The 19407-nt window shown below is 72.0% G+C and carries 18 protein-coding genes, 1 tRNA gene, 2 pseudogenes and 1 riboswitch; of the genes and pseudogenes, 7 read left to right on the top strand and 14 right to left on the bottom strand.

Annotation, left to right across the window (positions count from 1 at the left end; translation table 11 throughout):
* Window position 1: 1 nt before the first annotated feature.
* From AC5WAM_RS21845 to AC5WAM_RS21825, 5 genes are all read right to left on the bottom strand, one after another.
* The gene (locus AC5WAM_RS21845; RefSeq protein ID WP_495518547.1) at window positions 2-946 is read right to left on the bottom strand and encodes an aldo/keto reductase; all 945 of its coding nucleotides are present in this window, start codon (window positions 944-946) and stop codon (window positions 2-4) included.
* 247 nt (window positions 947-1193) lie between these two features.
* A complete protein-coding gene (locus tag AC5WAM_RS21840) occupies window positions 1194-2336 on the bottom strand; it encodes a M23 family metallopeptidase (RefSeq protein ID WP_495518546.1) in 1143 nt (380 codons plus the stop codon).
* A gap of 12 nt (window positions 2337-2348) precedes the next feature.
* A riboswitch (cyclic di-AMP (ydaO/yuaA leader) is annotated at window positions 2349-2517 on the bottom strand.
* A gap of 231 nt (window positions 2518-2748) precedes the next feature.
* Window positions 2749-3858, bottom strand: a complete 1110-nt coding sequence (locus AC5WAM_RS21835; protein ID WP_366790934.1) for a PP2C family protein-serine/threonine phosphatase — start codon at window positions 3856-3858, stop codon at window positions 2749-2751.
* 277 nt (window positions 3859-4135) lie between these two features.
* Window positions 4136-4209 (bottom strand) — tRNA-Met (locus AC5WAM_RS21830).
* A gap of 69 nt (window positions 4210-4278) precedes the next feature.
* A complete protein-coding gene (locus tag AC5WAM_RS21825; RefSeq protein ID WP_495523627.1) occupies window positions 4279-5493 on the bottom strand; it encodes an alginate lyase family protein in 1215 nt (404 codons plus the stop codon).
* 390 nt (window positions 5494-5883) lie between these two features.
* On the opposite strand from AC5WAM_RS21825, the gene AC5WAM_RS21820 reads away from it, so the two are divergent.
* The 4 genes from AC5WAM_RS21820 (at window position 5884) to AC5WAM_RS21805 (ending at window position 8480) form a co-directional block, all read left to right on the top strand.
* On the top strand, window positions 5884-6381 hold the full coding sequence (locus AC5WAM_RS21820; protein ID WP_242719666.1) for a SigE family RNA polymerase sigma factor: 498 nt from the start codon (window positions 5884-5886) through the stop codon (window positions 6379-6381).
* Entirely contained in the window at window positions 6374-6865 is a 492-nt protein-coding gene (locus tag AC5WAM_RS21815) for a hypothetical protein (RefSeq protein ID WP_366790931.1), read from the top strand. The genes AC5WAM_RS21820 and AC5WAM_RS21815 overlap by 8 nt, the downstream gene beginning before the upstream one ends.
* A 136-nt stretch (window positions 6866-7001) precedes the next feature.
* The gene (locus AC5WAM_RS21810; RefSeq protein WP_495518545.1) at window positions 7002-8225 is read left to right on the top strand and encodes a mannosyltransferase family protein; all 1224 of its coding nucleotides are present in this window, start codon (window positions 7002-7004) and stop codon (window positions 8223-8225) included.
* A 60-nt stretch (window positions 8226-8285) separates the two neighbouring features.
* A complete protein-coding gene (locus tag AC5WAM_RS21805) occupies window positions 8286-8480 on the top strand; it encodes a hypothetical protein (RefSeq protein WP_495518544.1) in 195 nt (64 codons plus the stop codon).
* A gap of 360 nt (window positions 8481-8840) precedes the next feature.
* Here AC5WAM_RS21805 and AC5WAM_RS21800 read toward each other — a convergent pair whose 3' ends face one another.
* A complete protein-coding gene (locus AC5WAM_RS21800) occupies window positions 8841-9965 on the bottom strand; it encodes a serine hydrolase domain-containing protein (RefSeq protein WP_495518543.1) in 1125 nt (374 codons plus the stop codon).
* Window positions 9966-10145: 180 nt separating this feature from the next.
* Complete coding sequence (locus AC5WAM_RS21795) at window positions 10146-11336, bottom strand: serine hydrolase domain-containing protein (RefSeq protein ID WP_495518542.1); 1191 nt, start codon at window positions 11334-11336, stop codon at window positions 10146-10148.
* 406 nt (window positions 11337-11742) lie between these two features.
* Between AC5WAM_RS21795 and AC5WAM_RS21790 the strand changes: the two are divergent.
* A pseudogene (locus tag AC5WAM_RS21790) lies at window positions 11743-12130 on the top strand (serine hydrolase domain-containing protein); the annotation flags it as partial.
* A gap of 154 nt (window positions 12131-12284) precedes the next feature.
* On the opposite strand, the gene AC5WAM_RS21785 reads toward AC5WAM_RS21790, so the two are convergent.
* The 7 genes from AC5WAM_RS21785 to AC5WAM_RS21755 form a co-directional block, all read right to left on the bottom strand.
* Complete coding sequence (locus tag AC5WAM_RS21785) at window positions 12285-12980, bottom strand: response regulator transcription factor (protein WP_495518541.1); 696 nt, start codon at window positions 12978-12980, stop codon at window positions 12285-12287.
* A complete protein-coding gene (locus AC5WAM_RS21780) occupies window positions 12977-14194 on the bottom strand; it encodes a sensor histidine kinase (RefSeq protein WP_495518540.1) in 1218 nt (405 codons plus the stop codon). The genes AC5WAM_RS21785 and AC5WAM_RS21780 overlap by 4 nt, the downstream gene beginning before the upstream one ends.
* 873 nt (window positions 14195-15067) lie before the next feature.
* Window positions 15068-15883 carry a phosphotransferase family protein gene (locus AC5WAM_RS21775; protein WP_495518539.1) on the bottom strand — a complete coding sequence of 272 codons (816 nt, stop codon included), beginning with the start codon at window positions 15881-15883 and terminating at the stop codon, window positions 15068-15070.
* Between the two features lie 89 nt (window positions 15884-15972).
* The gene (locus AC5WAM_RS21770; RefSeq protein WP_495518538.1) at window positions 15973-16110 is read right to left on the bottom strand and encodes a hypothetical protein; all 138 of its coding nucleotides are present in this window, start codon (window positions 16108-16110) and stop codon (window positions 15973-15975) included.
* Between the two features lie 3 nt (window positions 16111-16113).
* The gene (locus AC5WAM_RS21765) at window positions 16114-17226 is read right to left on the bottom strand and encodes a radical SAM protein (RefSeq protein ID WP_495518537.1); all 1113 of its coding nucleotides are present in this window, start codon (window positions 17224-17226) and stop codon (window positions 16114-16116) included.
* Window positions 17227-17448: 222 nt separating this feature from the next.
* A complete protein-coding gene (locus tag AC5WAM_RS21760; protein ID WP_495518536.1) occupies window positions 17449-17649 on the bottom strand; it encodes a hypothetical protein in 201 nt (66 codons plus the stop codon).
* Window positions 17646-18089 carry a hypothetical protein gene (locus AC5WAM_RS21755; RefSeq protein ID WP_495518535.1) on the bottom strand — a complete coding sequence of 148 codons (444 nt, stop codon included), beginning with the start codon at window positions 18087-18089 and terminating at the stop codon, window positions 17646-17648. Before AC5WAM_RS21755 ends, AC5WAM_RS21760 begins: the two co-directional genes overlap by 4 nt.
* A gap of 126 nt (window positions 18090-18215) precedes the next feature.
* On the opposite strand from AC5WAM_RS21755, the pseudogene AC5WAM_RS21750 reads away from it, so the two are divergent.
* Together AC5WAM_RS21750 and AC5WAM_RS21745 are read left to right on the top strand one after the other, a co-directional pair.
* Window positions 18216-18389 (top strand): annotated as a pseudogene (locus AC5WAM_RS21750) (helix-turn-helix domain-containing protein); the annotation flags it as partial.
* Between the two features lie 135 nt (window positions 18390-18524).
* A complete protein-coding gene (locus AC5WAM_RS21745; protein ID WP_495523785.1) occupies window positions 18525-19403 on the top strand; it encodes a hypothetical protein in 879 nt (292 codons plus the stop codon).
* Window positions 19404-19407: the final 4 nt, after the last annotated feature.

Raw genomic sequence — 19407 nt, 5'->3', positions numbered from 1 at the left:
GTCAGGCGGAGGCCGCCGTGAGGGCCGCGAGCTCGGCCTCGGTCAGCTCCAGGTCGCCCACCGCGAGGAGCGCCGGAAGCTGCTCCAGGGTGCGGGCCGAGGCGATCGGCGCCGCCACGGTGGGCTGCGCGGCGAGCCAGGCGAGGGCGACGGTGGCGACCTGCGCGTCATGGGCCTCGGCCACCTCGTCGAGGGCCGTGAGGACGCGGCGGCCGCGCTCGGTGGCCAGATACTCGCCCGCCTTCTCGGCCCGGGCGCTGTCGACCTGCGTGCCCGGGCGGTACTTGCCGGTCAGGAAGCCCGCGGCGAGGCCGAAGTACGGGACGGCGGCGAGCCCGGAGCGCGACGCGATCTCCTGGAGGGGGCCCTCGTAGGTGTCGCGCGAGACGAGGTTGTAGTGCGGCTGGAGCGCCACGTACCGCACCAGGCCCTCGCGGTCGGAGAAGTCGAGGGACTCCTGGAGGCGCTCGGCGGTGATGTTCGACGCGGCGATCGCGCGCACCTTGCCGGACCGCACCAGTTCGTCGAGGGCGGTGATGAACTCCTCGACGGGCACGGACGGGTCGTCGTAGTGCGTGTAGTACAGGTCGATGTAGTCGGTGCCGAGGCGGCGCAGCGACTCCTCGGCGGCGGCCTTGATGGTGCTCGCGGACAGGCCCTTGTACTCGGGCAGCGCGCCGACCTTGGTGGCGACCACGACGTCGTCGCGGTTGCCGCGCTCGGCCATCCACCGCCCGAGGACGGTCTCGGACTCGCCGCCCTTGTTGCCGGGCACCCAGAACGTGTAGGCGTCCGCGGTGTCTATGAAGTTGCCGCCCGCGGCGGCGTAGGCGTCGAGGACGGCGAAGGACTGGTCCTGGTCAGCGGTCCAGCCGAAGACGTTGCCGCCGAGGGCGAGCGGGAAGACTTCGAGGTCGGACGATCCCAGAGGGCGAAGAGTGGTCATACCGGCGCCAACACCCTTGCGAAGTCGGGAATTCCGGCGGCGGACGGCGGATTCCAGACAATGGATTCCAGCATGTGGAACCCGGCCGGGGAGGCCCAACCCGGCCGGGGAGGCCCGCGCAACGGGGAACCGGCGGCCCTGGCGTCGGGGGGTCGTCGCCAGGGCCGCCGGAGTCTGAGGGCCCTTCGCGGTCAGCGGCCGGCGGCCAAGCGGTCGGCGCTCAGCCGTCAGCTGGCCGCGGGCGGGATCAGGGCGTCAGGCCCTTGCCGCGCAGCCAGGACAGCGGGTCGATGGCCGCGCCGCCCGTCCTGACCTCCAGGTGGAGGTGGACCCCGGTGACGTTGCCCGTGCCGCCCATGCGGCCGATGACGTCGCCGGTGCTGACCTTCTGGCCCACGCTGACGGAGAGCGAGGACTGGTGGCAGTACCAGATCTCGGTGCCGTCATCGAGCTTCAGGACCGTGCGGTAGCCGTACGCGCGCGCCCAGCCGGCCTCCGTGATGGTGCCGGAGTGGACGGCCTTGAGGGGGGTGCCGCTGGCTCCCGCGAAGTCGAGGCCGGTGTGGCTGCCGGAGGACCACATGGAGCCGGAGTCACCGAAGTGCGAGGTCAGCACGTACGAGGAGACGGGGAGCGTGAAGCTCTTGGCGAGCTTCGCGAGGCGCTCGGCCTCGCGCTTCTTGCGGGCCGCCTCCGCCTTCTTCCGCTTCTCCTCCGCGGCCTTCGCCTTGGCCTCGGCCGCCGCCTTGCCCTGCTGGGCCGTGGCGGTCGCGGCGGCCCTGGCCACGGCCGCGTCCTGGGCCTGCCTGCGCTGCGCGTCGTCCGCCTGGCGGTGCTGGTTCTCGGCCTGCTGGAGGATGCGGGCCCGCAGGGCCTCCCCCGCGTCCGTGGTGCCCCGCTCGGCGTCGGCGCCGGTGACGCCCGCGGAGCTGAGCGGCGCCGCGGCCGCGGCGGTGGCCGGTGCGGCGGTGTCGTCGCCGTCGACCAGGGCGCCGACGCCGGGCAGCGAGTCCGCGACGGACGCGAGGTCCGGCAGGGCGATGGAGACGGGCGGCTTGCCGCCCTGCGCGGTGGCGATGCCGCCCGCGCCGACGGCGGCGATGACGCCGACGCCGAGGACGGTGGAGCTGCGGGCGAGGCCGCCGCCGCCCTTCTTGTGGATGCGGTGCTTGCCGCGCACGGGGCGGACGGTCTCCGCGGTGGGGTTCCACTCCTCCCAGGAGGCCGGGGGCTCCTGGGCGGCGTAACCGGCGTACCCGGCGGGCGCGGAGGCCTCGGCGTGGTCGGCGTGCCCGGTGTGTCCCCCGGGTCCTTCGCCGCCGTCGGCGCCCTCGATGAGACCGCCGTGGGGTATGCAGAGCGCTTCTGGGGCAGGCCGGTTGGACGCCACGGGGGCGCACTCCTTTCCTTCCTTCTCGCCTACCGGGTTAGCTGACGGGTTCGGAGCAGGAAGGTCTCCTACGGCCGCTGCTCGTGCACGGCGGATACGGGTCCGCGTGCGCGAGAGGCGTCCGATTCACCCCAAGATGGTGGTTCCCCGGCTCCCTTGCGGGATTAGGCGCGTGCGCGCGGAGCCGCCGGGTGTGACGGCTGGGACGACCGCGCTGCGTTATCGAACGTTAATAGACAGCGGGGCGGTATTCCAAGCTGTTCGAGTTGATCGTTAACGCTTACGCCACAAACACAACGGGACATCAAGGTTGGGAATAGGGCGAGTTGAGCGCGCGTCATGACGCTGCGCAGCGAAATCGATCTTCACTCGCGGATGACGGGTCGTCAGTTGCAGTGCGCTGGGACTCCGTTCAGTCACGCGGCGTGACGGGTCGTCGTACGGCGAGGAGCGCCATGTCGTCGGTGGCGCCGCCGCCGGTGTGGTCCAGGACCTCGGCGACGAGCGTGGACAGGAGCGCGTCGGGGGCGTCCGCGCCCGAGAAGACGCGGCCGCCGAGCCGGGCCGCGGGGTCGTAGAAGGCGCCCCGCGCGTCCCGGGCCTCGCTGAGCCCGTCGGTGTGGAGCAGCAGCGTGGATCCGGGCGGGAAGTCGGTCTCGTCCGCGCGGTCGGGCCAGGCGCCGAGGTCGCCCATGCCGAGCGGCAGCGCGGGTTCGGCGGGCGAGAGCACGCGCAGGTGCCCGTCGGCGCGCAGCAGCAGCGGCTCGGGGTGGCCGCGGTTGACCAGGCGCACGCTGCCGCCGCCGTGCGGGATCTCCGCGAGGACCGCCGTGGTGAACCCTTCGAAGGCGTCGAGCCCGTCGCGCCGCGTGCCCTCGCGCGCCAGGGCGCGTTCCAGGCGCTGCGCCACGGCTTCCAGGGTGGCCTCCTGCTCGGCCGCCTCGCGGAAGGCGCCGATGACGACGGCGACGGCGGCCACCGCGCCCATGCCCTTGCCGCGTACGTCGCCGACGATCAGCCGGACGCCGTGCGGGGTGTCCTGCACCGCGTACAGGTCGCCGCCGATGAAGGCGTCGGCCTGCGCGGCCTCGTACCGGGCGGCGACGTCCAGGCCGCCGATGCGCGGGTCCGGCTGCGGCAGGACGGCCCGCTGCGCGGCCTCGGCGATGGAGCGGGCGGAGGCGAGGCGGGCGTCGCCGCGGCGGACGACGCGGTTGATCACGACGGCGAGGGCACCGACGGTCAGCATGGTGACGAACGAGGTGACGACCTCCACGTCCACGCCCGAGTGGTTGTCGATGCGCAGGGCGAGCACGGCGGCGCAGGACACGGCGGCCGTCGCCACGGTGGTGCCGAGCGAGAAGAACGGGGCCGCGATCAGGGGCGCGGCGGCGAACAGCGGGGACGCGGTGAACTGGGGCGGCGTGAGCGCGTCGAAGGCGACCCCGAAGACGATCAGGAGCGGGGGCAGCACACGGGTGAGGGCCCGCTCGCGCCGCGGCGCCCGGCCCTCAGCGCCCATGGCACGTCCCCGGACCGGCACCGGCACGGAGGCCCCCACCGCCCAAAGCAACCACCGCTCGACTCCCGCCGCAGACCCGCCGCATCGGCCCAAGGCTTCCCGCGTTGCGGCCCGGGGGCGACCCGGCGTGCTCCGAGTGGGTGATCCGGCGGGCAGCGTGCGCCCTGGCGCGGGGCGGTGGCGCGCCTGCCCGCGCGGACGGCGTGCGCCTCCTGGCGGCGCCCGGGAACGCCGAAGGCCCGGAATCCCTGGGGATTCCGGGCCTTCGGCTCTTCAGTAGCGGGGACAGGATTTGAACCTGCGACCTCTGGGTTATGAGCCCAGCGAGCTACCGAGCTGCTCCACCCCGCGTCGGTGAACCCAACAGTACGCCATCAGGGGCACAGAACGCGAACTGGTACCCGAGGTGCCCTCCGCGCCTCAGGTGTTCTCCGCGTGCGTGAGCGTCTCCCAGGCCACGAACAGGTCGTCGGTGCCCTCCGGGCGCCGCTCCAGGGTGAGCTTCCGGGTGTTCGGCAGGTCCATGCCGAGGCGGCCGCGCAGATGGTTCAGGCCGACCTCCGTGTCGGGCCCGAGGTCGCGCTGGAGCCTGCCGCCGCACAGCCAGCCGGGCGCGGTGGCGCCGAGCTGGTAGCCGGAGTGGAACTCGAACGCGGCCCGCAGCCGGTCCTTGACCTCGGCGTACAGGTCGACGCCTTGGTGCCAGGCCGTCTCGGCGATGTGGGCGGTGGCGGCCAGGGAGTACCCGGCGTGCTTGAAGTTGCGGCAGGTCTCCTGCGCGAGCCCGTCGGCGAACCTCTTCTGCCCGAACCAGTAGCGGCTCAGCTCGGCCGCCGTGTCGAGGTCGCTGCCCCGGGGCGCCACGGGCAGCGGCCCGTCGGACTTCAGATAGAAGTACGCGGGCACACGGCCGCGGAAGTGGCGCACCGCCTCCTCGAAGGCCGCGTGGTCGTCGAGGAACACCGCCATGCCGATGACGGCGTCGGCCATGACGAGGTCCCAGTTGCCGTTGGACTCGACCGAACCGGCCACGACCTGGGGCAGATAGGCGGTGCGGAGCATCCGCTCGAAGCGCAGCAGGTCGCCGTCGGCCCAGCCGTCGTAGGTGTAGCGCACGGCCTCGGCCGCGCGCGCCCAGGAGGTGGCGGCCCAGGCGGTCTGGAGCCCCGCGTTGGCCTCCGTGTGCCGGGTGACGACCCGGGCCCAGGCGTCCATGATCGCGATGGCCTTCTCGGCGTGGGCGCGGTCGCCGGTGACGTTGTAGAGCAGCGCCTGGGTGTACGCGGCCAGGGCGTCCTCGCGCTCCTCCACACAGCCCTGGCCCGGCTCGTTGCCGGGCGGGCAGGCGACCACGGCGTACGGCTTCGGACGGTAGTCGGCGGCCGCGTACTTGCTGGCGCGCAGCTGCTCGTACGCCGTGCGCCAGGGCTGCTCGCGGGCCGCGACGTGGGCGCGCACCCGGTCGAGCTGGGCCTTGCTGACGAGGACGCCCGGATGGTTGAAGGGCAGGTCGGCGCGGCGGGCGGGGGCGGTGGCCGCGTCGCCGGGCCCGTCGGCGTCGGAGCCGCCGCAGGCCGGGGCGGCGAGGGCGAGGAGCAGGGCGAGCGCCGCCGCGCGGATCCGGCGGCCGCGCATGACCTCGCGGATCCGGTGGTCGCGTGCGCCCCTGCGGATCCGGCGGTCGCGTACGCCCCCGCGGATCCGGCGGCCGGGCATGACCCCGCGCATCCGGCGGTCGCGTATGCCCCCGCGGGGCCCGCGGGACCGGGCCCCTGGTTGTGCCTGAGCCGCCATGCCGCACCTCCGGATCACGTTCCACTGGCAGCGTGCCGCGGCGGCGCCGGGAGCGCAGGATTTGTTGGGCCGGTCGTGGGGCGCCCCGCCGCCGACGCGGGTGCGAACCCGCGGGCGGCCGTCCGGCCTGCTTGTGACCGTCGTCACCTGGATCTTTCGCCTTCCGTGTCATCCGGACCCGGGTCGGCGGGCGTATGCACGGTGAGACCAAGGAGATCCGGGAGCAATCTGTTGACCGTCGAGGAGTTCGAGGAGTTCTACGCGCACGCGGCCGCACGACTGACGGGGCAGCTGTACGTGATGCTCGGCGACCTGCACGAAGCGCAGGACGTCGTGCAGGAGGCGTTCGTCAAGGGCTGGAGCCGCCGGGGGCGGCTCGACCGCGACGGCCGCCCCGAGGCGTGGATCCGCACCGTCGCCTGGCGGCTCGCGGTGAGCCGCTGGCGCGGCGTGCGCCGCTCGGCGTCGGCCTGGCAGCGCAGCGGCGCCCCGCCGCACGCCGAGGGCCCGGGCCCCGAATCGGTCGCCCTGGTCGAGGCGTTGCGCGAACTGCCGCCGCAGCAGCGGCGGACGCTCGCCCTGCACTACATGTGCGACCTCTCCGTCGAGCAGATCGCCGGGGAGACCGGACTGTCCCCCGGCACGGTCAAGACCCACCTCTCCCGCGGCCGTGCCGCGCTCGCCCTCCGTCTGACAGACCCGCGTACCGAGGAGGCCCCCGGTGTCTGAACCGCACGACCCCCTGCGCTCGCTGTTCCAGGAGGCCGCCGACGCTGGCCGTGCCCGTGCCGGTGTGCCGCCCGTCTCCGTCGTCGTCCAGCGCGGCCGCCGGGCCCACCGGGTCTTCGTCACGGCCGTCGCCGTCGCCGCGACCCTGTTCGTCGCGGGCGCGGGCGCCCTGGCGCTGACGTACGGCTCCGAGCCGACGCCGCCCGCCACCGTCCCTTCGGGCCCCCCGTCGCCGTCCGTGCCGCGCTCGCCCTCCCCCTCCCCTTCGCCCTCACCGACCACGGACGACCAGTCGCCGCCCCCGCCGAGCACGAGCCCCCCGCCCACGGAGACCCCGGACACGGCATCGCAGCTCGGCGACCCGGAGAGCAGCGGGCCGCCGCGCACCCCCACGTATCCGCCGGAGAGCGGGGAGGTGCTCGGTACGGCGCTGGGGGCCGCGGGCTCCGGCACGGGCTCCGGCACGGGGGCGCCGCGGGGCTGACGCACGGGGGCTCTTGAGCGAGGGGCCCATGAACGCGGGACCGTGCCCCGGCAGGGGCCCGCACCCACCCACCGCACCGCCGCGCGGCACCCCCGCACGCCCAAAAACGCCCCAACCCACCCACGGAGGCACCGTCTTGTCCGTTTCCTCCCCGCCCCGGCCCCGGTCGCGGGCGGCCGCCTCCGTCCAGGCCCCCCGGCGGCGCGGCGCCCCGCGGCACGGCCGGTGGCGGCTGCTCGGCAAGGAGGACGCGGACGTCCTCTTCCTCTACGTGGTCACGCGCGCGGGCCTGTGGACGACGGCGTACGGCGCCACCTGGCTGTTCCCGCCCGACTCCCGCACCCGCCACGCCGCGTCCCCGCTGTCCGCCTGGCAGCAGTGGGACTGGTGGCACTACCTGCGCATAGCCCAGGAGGGCTACTTCCCCGGGGACCTCCGCCCCGGGACGGAGGGCTGGGACAACCGGGAAGCCTTCTTCCCGGGCTTCCCGTTCACGCTGCGCGCCGTCCACGCCGTCGTGGGCGACTGGGCGGCGGCGGGGCTGCTCGTCTCCTTCGTCGCCGGCGCGGTGGCGGTCCTGGCCCTCGCCCGCGTCGCCCGCGACCACGTGCCCCACCCGGACGCGGGCCGCCGGGCCGTCCTGTTCTTCCTCCTGTCGCCCTGCGCGGTCTTCCTCGCGGCGGGCTACACCGAGGCGCTGTTCCTCGCCTTCGCCCTGCCCGCGTGGCTGGCGGCGCGGCGGCGCGCCTGGCCGCTCGCGGCGGTGCTCGCCGCGCTCGCGACCACGGTCCGGGTGAGCGGCCTGTTCCTGGCCGCCGCGCTCGCGGTCCACTTCCTCACCACGGTCCGCGCCCACCGCGACGGCCGCGCCCTGCCCTGGCTGCTGCTCCCCGCGCTGCCGCCGCTGGCGTACAGCTGGTACCTCAAGTCCCGTACCGGCGACTGGATGGCGTGGAAGCACGCCGAGGAGCGCGGCTGGTACCGCGACTTCCACTCGCCGTGGGAGGCCTGGCGCAACACCTGGCAGGCGGCCTTCGGCCACACCACGTCCACCGGCTACGCCGCGGAGTTCCAGGCCGAGCTCCTCACGATGGTCCTCGGCCTCGCCCTGACCGGCTTCCTCCTGTACCGCCGCCGCTGGCCGGAGGCGGCGTACACGGGCCTGGCCCTCGTCGCCCTCGGCACGTCGTACTGGTACATGTCGCTGCCGCGCGCCACCCTCCTGTGGTGGCCGCTGTGGGTCTCCCTGGCCGCCTGGAGCCTGCGCGCGCCGCACGTCCGCACGGCCTACGTCTGTCTGGTCGCGCCCCTCATGACCCTCTGCGCCCTCACGTTCCTGACGGGCAGGTGGGCGGGCTAGCGCACCGGGGCGCCTGAGAGGATGCGAGCAGCCCGACCGGGCCCGACCAAGGGGGAGCGCATGCTCGTACTGCTCATCGTGGTGCTCGTCCTGGCGCTCGCCGGCTTCGGCGCGGTCGTCTGGACGGTCCGCGGCAACGCCTCGCGCGGCATCCGCGCCGCGGCCCGCCTGACGTCCGCCGCGGGCGAGGCCGCGAGCCGCTACCAGAAGTCCCAGAAGCGCCACCGCGGCGACGACAACCAGAGCCTCCAGTAAGCAGACCAAGGGCCCGGCGGATCCCCTCCACCGGGCCCTCGCCCACACCACCGGCAGCGCCCCTGCGGCCGCTCCCTTCGGTAGACCGTGTGGGACTCGAACCCACAACCAATGGATTAAAAGTGGGACGGAATCCATGATCGGTGGTGTTTGCCCCTGCCACGTGGTGCTGTTCTTCCTGGCCAGCGACGCGCGGCGGGGTCGCCGATCCCTCCGCGGACGACCCGTGTTGCGTCGTCCGCTCACGCATCGCTCACGCATGCGAGAGTGCGGCGGAGTGCCCGTAGCCAGGTGTGGAATCGCGCTCGAACGGGGCAGGCCATGAGTGAGCGAGCGCCTCTGTCGGCCAGGCGGCCTGGTTCAGCGTCGGCACAGGGCCGCTGTCACGGTCTCCTTCAGGTGCTGCACGGCTTCGTCGGTCTTCGGTTCGAGGTTCATCGTGACGCTGGCGGCGCGGCCGTCGTCGGTGGCGCCGGCCCAGGTTCCGAAGCCGGGGATGCCGCCGCTGTGGCCCCAGAAGGCGCACTTGTCCGACTGCTGCACCCTCATGATCCCCAGTCCCATGGTGTGACGGGAGTTCCCCTTCTTCATGGGGATGGTAGTGCGCATCTGCTTGCGCTGGGCCTGCTTGAGGAGAGGGTTGCCGTCGTCCTTGAGTAGCGCGGAGAAGAAGCGGTTGAGGTCGGAGTTGGTGGAGATCATCGCGCCGGCCGCCCAGGCCGCGGAGGGGTCGATCTCGGTGACGTTGCGCGCGGGTGCGCCCTGGGGGTCCGGGCGGTAGCCCTGGGGGTGGCGTCCGCGGATGGTCGTCTCGCCGGGGGCGGGGAAGTAGGTGTGGCGCAGCCCCAGCTTCTGGATGATGCGCTGGTCGATCTGCTCGGCGAGGGGCCGTCCGGTGACCCTCTCTACGATCAGGCCGGCCACCAGGTAGTTGGTGTTGCTGTACGACCACTTCTTGCCGGGCTTGAAGAGGGCCTTGTGCTTGAGGGCGATGTCGAGGGCGTCGCGGGGCGAGAGGTAGCGGCGCTCCAAGATGTCACTGGTGACGTCGTCTTCGTAGTCGGGCAGTCCGCTGGTGTGCTGCAGGAGCTGGCGCACCGTGATGTGGTTCCCGTCGATCCTCTCGCCCCGGACGAGTCCCGGCAGATACTCGTCGACCGGCTTGTCGAGGCTGATCTTGCCCTCACCGACCAGTTGCAGCACGACCGCCGCGGTGAATGTTTTGGTGACGCTACCGATCCGCACCTGGGCGTTGCGGGGCATCTTCGCGTGCGTGTCCCGGTCTCCCACCCCTGCGGTGTAGGTACGGAACTTCCCCTTGCCGTCCAGCACGCTCGCCAGCGCGCCGGGTGCGTGATCCGAGTCAACCAGCGTCTCAAGACCCTGTCTCACGGGGTCCGGTCGGGCGGCGCTCGCGGGGGATGCCACACCGGCGGTGACAGCGGTGGCCAGGGCAAGGGTGGTCAGGGCGAGACGTTTATGCATCGGGGTTCCTCCAGAGTGGGGTGACGGGCCTGAGCGGCGAAATCAACTCTGCTGGAGGCACCCACCGTCACCATCAGGGGTGACCCTGACCAGACCCTCGGCCTTATCGGGAGCCCACTCCCAGAACCTCCCTGGGAGCGGACTGCCGGTTCGCCTCACCTCACTTGGCCTGGCGGCACTTCACAGCCGAGGCGCCGGACGCTCCCCCTGCTTGCCCTTGCCGACCACGCCGCAGAACTCCGCGTCGATCACGTAGCCCCTCGCGCTCCAGTCGCCGTTGGCGTTGTACGTGAAGGTGTGACGGCCGTCCTCAGCGGTCACGGTCTCCGTGATGGAGCCGGGTGTTCCGCCGCTGTGGCTCCACAGTTTCGCCTGGCAGCTCGTCCTGACGCTGTACAGCCCGAGGCCGTAGCCGGAGTAGACGGGGTCGTCGGGCGTGGGCACCGTCGCCTGCATTTCGGCGAGTTGCTTCTCGGGCATCAGCTTGCCGCGCATCAAAGCGCTGAAGAACCGGTTGAGGTCGCCGGTCGTGGAGATGCCTTCGCCTGCCGCCCAGGCCCAGGTCATGTTGTTCTCGGTGACGTCGTGGACCCTCGTCGCGGCGGGGTCTTTGCTCAGCTTCGAGTACGCCCGGCTGCTCGGCTTCGGCAGGAGGGGATCGACGCCCGGGAGGCGGGTGTTCCGCAGGCCGAGCGGGTTGATGATGCGCTCACGGATCTCGTGCCGGTAGCTGTTGCGGCTGACCTTCTCGATGATCAACCCGGCCAGGATGTAACCGGTGTTGGAGTACGAGTGTTTGGCGCTGGGCGTGAAGTCCGGCTTGTGTGCCAGTGCCACCCGTATCAGTTCCCGCGGCGTGTGGGTGTCGTAGCGGTGCGCGGGGAAGCCCTCCAGCAGGACATCCTTCGCGAACTCCTTGTCGCTGGTGTAGTTGAAGAGCCCGCTGGTGTGGTTGAGGAGCTGGCGCACGGTGATCTTGCGGCCGTCGTTGCCGTTGCCCCGTACGAGGCCGGGAAGCCAGTGCTCCACGGTGTCGTCGAGGTCGAGCCTGCCCTCGGCCTCCATCTGCAGCAGCACGGTCGCCACGAACGTCTTGGTGATGCTGCCGATCCGGAACCGCTCGTCGGTGCCTCGCGGCTTGCCCGTCTTCAGGTCGCCGACCCCCGAAGTGCCCCGCCAGGCATCACCCTTGTCCACTCCCGCGGCCGTGACCCCGGGAACCTCGTCGGCCACCATGGCGTCCATCGCACGCTGGGTCGCCGCGTGCCCCTTCCCTGGCCCAGCGTGTGCGGGGGACGTGAACGCGGTAGCGGCCACTGCCGCCGCGGCGAGCCCCACTATCCCGGTGTGCACTCGTCGACGTACTGCCATGCCGTGCTCCTTTGCGGTCTGAGCATGCCGTGCCGCGGTCGCGGCACTCACCCCGGCCCGTGCGCCTTTCGTGACGCTTTAGGTGACACGGTGAACCGTGGTTGCAGGGAGAGACTGCGCCCGGAAGCAGGGCAGTTGAGGCTCCTGGCGAATCTGGTCCTAGAGATCGACGGCGGCCAGGAGCACGGTCCTGCCTCGGGCTATCCCGGGGAGTCCGCTCCCTGGGCCGGGCTCGTCCTGGGGGCGGACGAACTGCCCCTGAATGCTCCTCTTGGCGAAGGCAGGGAATCACCAGCACCATCCATCCGAGGGGTTCCTCCGTGCACGAGCACGCATCGCGCAGTCGCTTCCCACGCCCTGTCGGTACGGTCGACACCGGGCGGTGGCGCTCGTGGCCGCCGGTGTCATGGCGGCCGGACCGGTCGGCACCGACCGCGGCGTTCGCGGTCGTCAGGCCCGACAGTGTCCAGTCGAGCCTGAACGCGCTGGTGAAGGACGGCGGCCTTCCCGCCGCACTGGCCACCGTCAAGGGTCGCGATGGCCGCACCCGCACCTACACCGCTGGCGACCTCGCTACCAGGGCCAAGGTCCCCGTCGACGGCCGGATACGCGTCGGCAGCACCGCCAAGACCTTCACCGTCGTCGTCCTGCAATTCGTCGCCGAAGGAAAGGTCGGTCTCGACGCGCCGGTGGAGACCTACCTGCCGGGCCTGCTGCGCGGCGACGGCATCGACGGACACAACATCACCGTCCGCCAACTGCTCCAGCACACCAGAGGCCTGCTCGAATACGTGGACAAAGGACCACCCCCCGCATCACTCGGGACCGGGGCAGGAGTCGGCCGCGGAGGAGCGCGGTGAAAAAGGAGTTGAGCCGAGCAGCATGTGGAGGCCGCGGTCGACGCGGCCCTGTGCCGCTGATCGGCGCCACCCCCGGGGACAGCCAGGTTCAGCCCAACGAGTTCACCGATCCGGCCTCGACCAGGCCCGACTCGTAGGCCGCGATTACCGCCTGGGCGCGGTCGCGGACACTCAGCTTGGCGAAGATGCTGGTGATGTGGTTCTTGACCGTGGAGGCGCTGACGTCCATCGCCGACGCGATCCCGGCGTTGTCGAGGCCGGTGGCGAGCAGGTGCCACACCTCGACCTCGCGAGGTGTCAGTTCGCCCGCACCGGGCACCCGGGACGGCGGCCTCGGACGGCGGGTTGCGGTGACGTAGGTGGAGATCAGCCGGGTGAGCAGGCGGGGCGCCACGGCCGCCTCTCCGGTGTGCACGGTGCGCACGGCCGCCACCAGCTCCTCCGGGGAGGCGTCCTTGGTCAGGAACCCGGAGGCGCCGGCGCGCAGGGCGGCGACCACGTACTCGTCCATGTCGAAGGTGCTCAACGCCAGGACTCGGCATGCGGGCAGCTCCCGCGCGAGCCGCTCAGTCGCCTGCACGCCGTCGAGAACCGGCATCCGGATGTCCATCACCACGACATGGGGCCGGTGCTGGTGCGCGAGCTCGACCGCCTGCTGCCCGTTGTCCGCCTCGGCCACCACGTCGAACACCGGGTTGGGGTTCAGGATCAGGGCCACACCCCGCCGCACGAGGGGCTGGTCGTCCGCGATCAGTACCCTGATCCGTTCCGCGGGTTCCGTCACAGGTCCTGCTCCTCTCCGTCGGCCGGCGCCACCGGCAGGGTGGCCGCCACCCGGAAGCCGCCGCCGTCGAGGCCGCCAGCCACCATGCTGCCGCCCTGCAGCGCGACGCGCTCGCGCATGCCGATCAGCCCGTACCCGGTGCGGCGCGACCTCGATCCGCCCGCACCGCCCGCCCCCGCCAGGGCCCCCGCCAGGGTGTCGGCCGGTACGGCCGTGCCGTTGTCGGACACCTCGATGGTGATCTGGTCCGAATGGTAGGTCAGCTGCACCCGCGCCTGGGCCCGGCCGGCGTGCTTGCGGGTGTTGGTGAGGGACTCCTGGACGATCCGGAACACCGCAAGGCCGGTGCTCGGTGGCAGCGGGCGTTCCTCCCCGAGAACAGCGAAGTCGATGGGCAGGCCGACGCTCCTGGACTCATCAACGAGCTGTCCGAGGCTTTCGACACCGGGTTGCGGCGCGGACGGCGCCTCGTCCGGCTCGTCGCCGGCCCGGAGCACGTCGAGCAGTTGGCGCATCTCGTGCAGCGCCATTTTCCCGGAACCCTCCAGGGTGACCAGCGCGTCGCGCACCACTTCGGCATCGCCCTCGAGGTTGGCTCTGGCACCGCCCGCCATCAGCTGCATGGTGGTGATGTGGTGGGCGACGATGTCGTGCAGTTCCCGTGCGATGCGGCGACGTTCCTGGGCCACCGCACGGTCGGCCAGCAGCCTGCGCCGGACCTCCACCGCCCGCTGTCGGCGCTTCAGCGCCTCGGCCACAGCAACGACCAGCACCACGGCGCACACGTTGCTCGCCATGTCCGCGACCGGCGGCGGCAGCGGTCGCCCCCGGCCCAGCAGCGGCACGGCGGCCGCCACGAGAGCGGCCGGCGCAGCCACCGCGAGACCGCAGGACCGGGCCACGGCGAACAGCGCCACGGCGAGTGTGCCGTTGAAGTGGTGTGGCATCGGCCCGCTCAGGTTCAGTGCCAGACCGAGGACCAGCACACCCGCAAGCGACGCCAGCGGGTAGCCGCGCCTGGTGAGCAGCGGTACGGCCGCCAGTACGAGCAGGACCAGCGCGGTCAGGGAGACCGGCCGACCGCCGTCCGGGTCGCCGATCGTGTAGCCGAGGAGGTCGACGACGGCCGCCCCGACAGCCACCAGTGCGTCACCCGCGGTCCAGGGCAGGCCGTCGGCTCTCGACGACGGCAGGGGCCGGTGGTGCGTCGACATGCTGGTAGTGGTCCTTTCCCTGGCCGGTCGGTCCCGGCCTTCGCCGGTCTGCCGCGACCGTCGTTCGTGAGCCGTTCCCGCGGCGGCCTGCGATCCCGGGAGGAGCCAGTGTCCGCGGCCCATTCTCGCAGCGGCTCCAACGCCTGGGTAGGCGCCCGGGAACGATCCCGGACCAGGACCCTGGTCCTGGTCCGGGGCTGGGTGCCGGACCCAGGTCCTGAAGGCGTTCTCGTCTCCCGCGCGGACGACGGCGCCCGGTGTGTCGGCGTAAAGGCTCACCGCGCAGGATGAACTCCTCGCCGACGGTCACCTTTACCGGTCAGGACATCAGCTGAGACCTCCCGGCCGGCCCCCCGCCGACGCCGCGTTTCATGTCGGAGGGCATGGGCAGTGCTGCGTGATCCAGACGATGACGAGCTTTGAGGAACCGTCCGCTCACACAGCGCCGCACAGCGGCACGCTCCAAGTTCCCGGCCGTCACGCGCAGCGGCTTGGGCTCCGAGATGCACTGCCACCGCCCGTCGGTGGGGTGTCGGTGTCCTAGAACACTGACGCCATCTCGTGCGGGTCGGTGCCGTCGTCGCGTAGAGGGGTCCCGTGGACGAAGCCGACTGGCTTACCTGCGGCCACGGTCACGACGGCCGCCCACCCCGCGCGTGCGCCTCGGCGACGAAGGCCGGCGCGGAATCGGAGGGCAGATGAACCGGCGGAGCTCCAGCTCGTCCGGCTTGGTCTCGACGGTCACGGGGCGCGTCCTTCCGGGCTTGGTGGCCTCGGCACGGTCGGGCCCTCTATCCGAGAGATTCCGAGAAGAAGGCCCGTCGAGCCCGGTACGACGGCGGCCGTGGTCTGTGTCGCACGCACACCCCTAAGTCAGGGGCGGCGGGAGCGGTGCGCGGCCCATGCCTTCGTTGCCTCGTGAACGCGCCGGGTCCAGTCGTCCGGCTGTTCCTTGAAGGTGCCGCTCCACACGCTCTCGTTGGCTAGGGCGAACGCGTCGACAGCCTCCGGCGGCGCGGCCCGGAAGGCAGGGATGCGGGCGGCCCAAGCCTCGGCGCTCGCGGGGCTGTGGCCGCCCTCGGCGATCAGCCACACCACCCAGTACCCGGCATCGAGCCAGGGCGCCCCGCGTGTCGCCCAGGCCCAGTCGACCAGCCGTGCGCCTCCGCCGGGTGTGATCATCACGTTGGTGGGGTTCGGGTCGGTGTGCAGGAGCGCGTCCCCGGCGAAGTAGGCGAGGGCTTCCTTGGGCGCGTGGTCGCGGAGCCGGTGGCCGGCCTCCTTCAGCTCCACCCCTTCCGGCGCCCGCACCGTGGACAGGTGGGCCAGAAGCACGGCCATGGCCTCAAGGTCCCGCGAGTCGGGGGTGTAGTCGGCGTGACGGGCCTGGACGTACTCGAAGCCGAGCAGGTCCCACCCGCCCGTCTCCACCCGCCACAGGACGCGGGGCGAGATCCCTTCCAGGAGGGGCCCGACGACCGCTTCGCGACCTTGGGTCCACTGGCGGGGGTGGCCTTCGGGCAGGCCCTTGACGTACACGTCACCGGTCTTGGTGGTCAGGCGCGCGGAGATCGCGGAGTTGAAGCCCGACGCCGTGGTCTCCACCTTGAGGAGCGGGCCCGTATGCGCGACCACGTCGTGCTGGACGGTGTCGGGAAGGTCGGCGAAGTCGATGCGCTCGGTCGGCATGCGGGCACCCTGCCACGAAAGCGCGGAGGGTTCCGCACAGCGCGACCACTGCGCGAAACCCTCCTCACGCCAGAGGCAAGGCTCGGCCTCTACCGGTACGGGTTGTCGTCGTTGCACGCGGCGGACGAGTCCTCGGTGAGCGACTCCACGTCGTCAACGAAGGTCAGCTCCTCCGGCTCCTGCGGCGCCTTCGGCCGGGCGGTGATCTCCACGGCTACAGCGGTCATGGCTCAGGTCCCTTCTCCGTGTCGGCAGTAACTTTGCAGTGGTGCCTTCGCGGCCTGCATGGCCTTGGCCACCGGGCGGCACACCCGGCACTTCTTGGCGAACGTGCAGCCCGTACAGCCACCGGCGCGAAGCATTTGGGCATCGGCGACCGTCGGCAGTCCCAGCAGTCCGGCGACGCCGGTCTCCATGAGGTCGATGGGGTTCTCCCGCCCGATCTTGCACATCGTGGCGAGCCCGAACGGGTCGACGTGGAAGAACGTGTGACCGGCCGAGCAGCCGTCGAAGACGGCCGTCCGTCGCTGGTGCTCGGGCGCCTGGACGGCCAGCGGATCGGGTTGTCCGTCGTAGGTGGGAGAGATCGACGCGTACTGGCTGAACCGGTCGGCGTAGTCGGCGGCGATGGCCCGCATCTGGTCGACCTCGTGCGCGTTGTGCGTGGTCACGATGATCGCGATCTCCACCGGGACGCCTGCCTCGCGGGCCGCCTTCAGGCCCTTCATCACCAGGCGGAACGATCCCGGCGTACGGGTCAGGGAGTCCGCTGACTGCTCGGTCGCCCCGTACAGGGACACGGTCACCTTGTGCGGCTTCACCGCGGTGAGCGCGCCGAGGACGTCGTCACGGTGCAGTCGGGAGCCGTTGGTCAGGATCTCCAGGAGCATGCCCCGCTCGGCGGCGTAGGCGTAGGCCCGCAGGAAGTCGCGGTCGATCGTGGGTTCCCCACCCGTGAACTGGAGCCACAACACCCCGGCCTCACACATCATGTCGATCAGCCGGACCTTGTCTTTCCAGGGCAAGCCCTCGAAGCGGCGTTGCGCGAGATAGCAGTGCTCACAGTTGAAGTTGCAGCCCTTGTTCACCTCCCACGTCGCGCGGGAGTAGTTCAGCCTGGTGCGCGGCCTCACCAGGACGGTGCCGTTCAGCGGCCGCCCGGCCAGGTCCAGGCCCCACGCCCGGTGGGCGGCGTCGGCCGCCCACCCCGGCACCAGGCCATCGGCGCCCGCGACGGCGGCGAGCTCCTCGTAGCGGGCGGCAGGAAGCTGGACGGCACGCCGTGCGCCGGGCCGTGCGATCAGGTACGTGCGTTGCTGCGGACTGGCGATCAGGTCGTACACATGGCCTCCCTGGCTCGTGTGTCGTGCGACATGCGCGCCGGCCTCATGTCGTGCGACACAGGCCGCGGTGGGGTGGGGGGCCACACCGCCCGCACTCAGGAGCGGTGCGGCCCCAGGGGTGCCGGGGACTCGCGTTCCGGCGGGCTGTCCCCCAGCGGGCCCGCCGGACCCCGGCCGGATGCCGCCGCCCCGTCGCTCGGGGGCAAGGGGCGGCGGCTGGTCTCAGAAGCCGTCGTCGTCCGGGACGGTGTTTGGCACGGACACCGGGGCCGGAGGCGGCGCCTGCCCGCGTAGCTCGACCCTCGCGGCCGTGCCGAACAGGTACACGCTCGCCAGCGAGCACAGGACGCCGAGGACTCCTAGCGCGGGCGTCACCAGGTCGCGGTCGTGCCCGGGGTCGCGGTGGGTGCCGTGGCCGCTCACGTCTTGGTCCATTGCTGGTCGCGGTCGCCGAGCATGCGGCTGGTCTGCGCGTAGAGCCGCTCCATGTCGGCCGGGGTGAGGATCAGGACGGCCTCGTCCTGGGTGCCGTCCTCGAAGTGGATCAGGACGCGCACGGACCCCTGTCCGGCCCGCGCGTCGTAGACGGCCCCAAGCGGCTCCGCGAGGGTGGCGCAGGTGGGCTTGGCCGGTACCGGCCGCAGCGTGGTCCCATCGGCCGGGGCCGACCATTCCTGGTCACCTCCGACGGGGCTGGCGAGGCGGAAGGTGTTCCGCTCCCCGTCCGGCAGGGCGGTCACCACGCCGATCCGGCCCTCCTGTGTGGTGTCGGCGGCCAGTTCGTGCAGGCGTGGGAAGAACGGGGCCGCCGTGCCCAGCTCCCGCCCTTGTGAGGGAAGGTGCGTCGTTCCTGGTGCGCTCATGGTCGTCTCCGTCCCCGGGGACCGGTGAAGAGTGGGCGGTGAATCCAGTCAACTCCCTTACTCCCAGGGGGGATACGTGCTGCTGAAGGGCTGCAAGGTCCGTGCACGGAAGCGCATAATCCGTGCATGGACTGGGAGTTCGGCGAGGTGATCAGGCGGGCCCGGGTCGGCCGACGGATGAGCCAGGAGGCCCTGGGACACGCGGTGCACTGCTCGCCGTCTTCCATCTCCCGGGCGGAGAACAACCTGGTCAGGCCCGATGCCCGGATTCTGGAGAGCATCTGTGATGTCCTTGACCTGATGCCGGAGGACGTTGGGCTTGAAGGGGACGATGTGCACAGGCGCGATGTGTTGGCCCTGGGAGTGGGGCTCGGTGCTGCGGTAGCGGTCTCGCCCGCCCCGGCCTCTGCCACGGCGCCGGACCCCAAAGATCTCGTGGAGCGTTCGCTCTTCCGCCTGCCGGAGGTCCCGCCGCCGTCGCGGGAGGCACTGATGAGGGCCCTCGGCCAGGCCCGAACCAGCTTCCACGAGGCCCACTACGTCGAGCTCGGCAGGACGCTGCCCCGGCTCATTTCCGGCTCGCTCGCGGCCAGGGCTCACGATGTGGCCGCGCGGGCCTACGTGCTGCTGGCCCAACTGGCGACCAAGAACTACCAGCAATACGCCTGGCTCGCCGCCGACCGGGCCCGTGCGCAGGCGGAGCTGACGAGCAGTCCGGTCCTGTCCGGTGAAGCCGCTCAGGCCATGGCCATCGCGATGCGCCGAGCCGGTGAGTACGACGCCTCCGTCGACCAGCTCCAAGGGGCTGCGTCCGGCCTGGAGGGGCGTTCTCCGGACTATCAGGCCATGCGCGGCGTCCTCCTGCTCACCGCGTCCTACAGCGCCGCTCAGGCCGGGCGGCAGGGCCAGGCCATGGGCTTCCTCGAAGAGGCCGAGGCGACGGCCCGCCGCATGGAGGAGGAGCACCGCAAGCTCCCCGCCCTCAGGGACTTCAGCGTCGACCACACCCGGCTCTTCCGGATCAGCGTCCACCACGCCCTCGGCGAGCCCGGCCCGGCCCTGCGATACGCGAGGCAGGTCGAACCGATGCGCCTGCCCGACGCCGAACGCCGGGCCCGGATGATGATGGACGTGTGCCGCGTCTACAAGGACGACGGCGAACCCGAACGCGCCTTCGCCGCCCTGCGGGCCATGGAGAAGTACGCACCCGAAGAGGTACGCCGACCCAAGATCAGGGGCATCGCCCGCGAGCTCCTTGTCCTCAACGGCGAGATCTCCGGCCTGCGCCGGTTCTCCCAGCGCATCGGCGCCTAGCGAA

It is taken from the genome of Streptomyces sp. JLYT201, assembly GCF_059448825.1.
The sequence above is the reverse complement of the archived record's forward strand: the minus strand, read 5'-3'. Positions and strand labels throughout refer to the sequence as shown.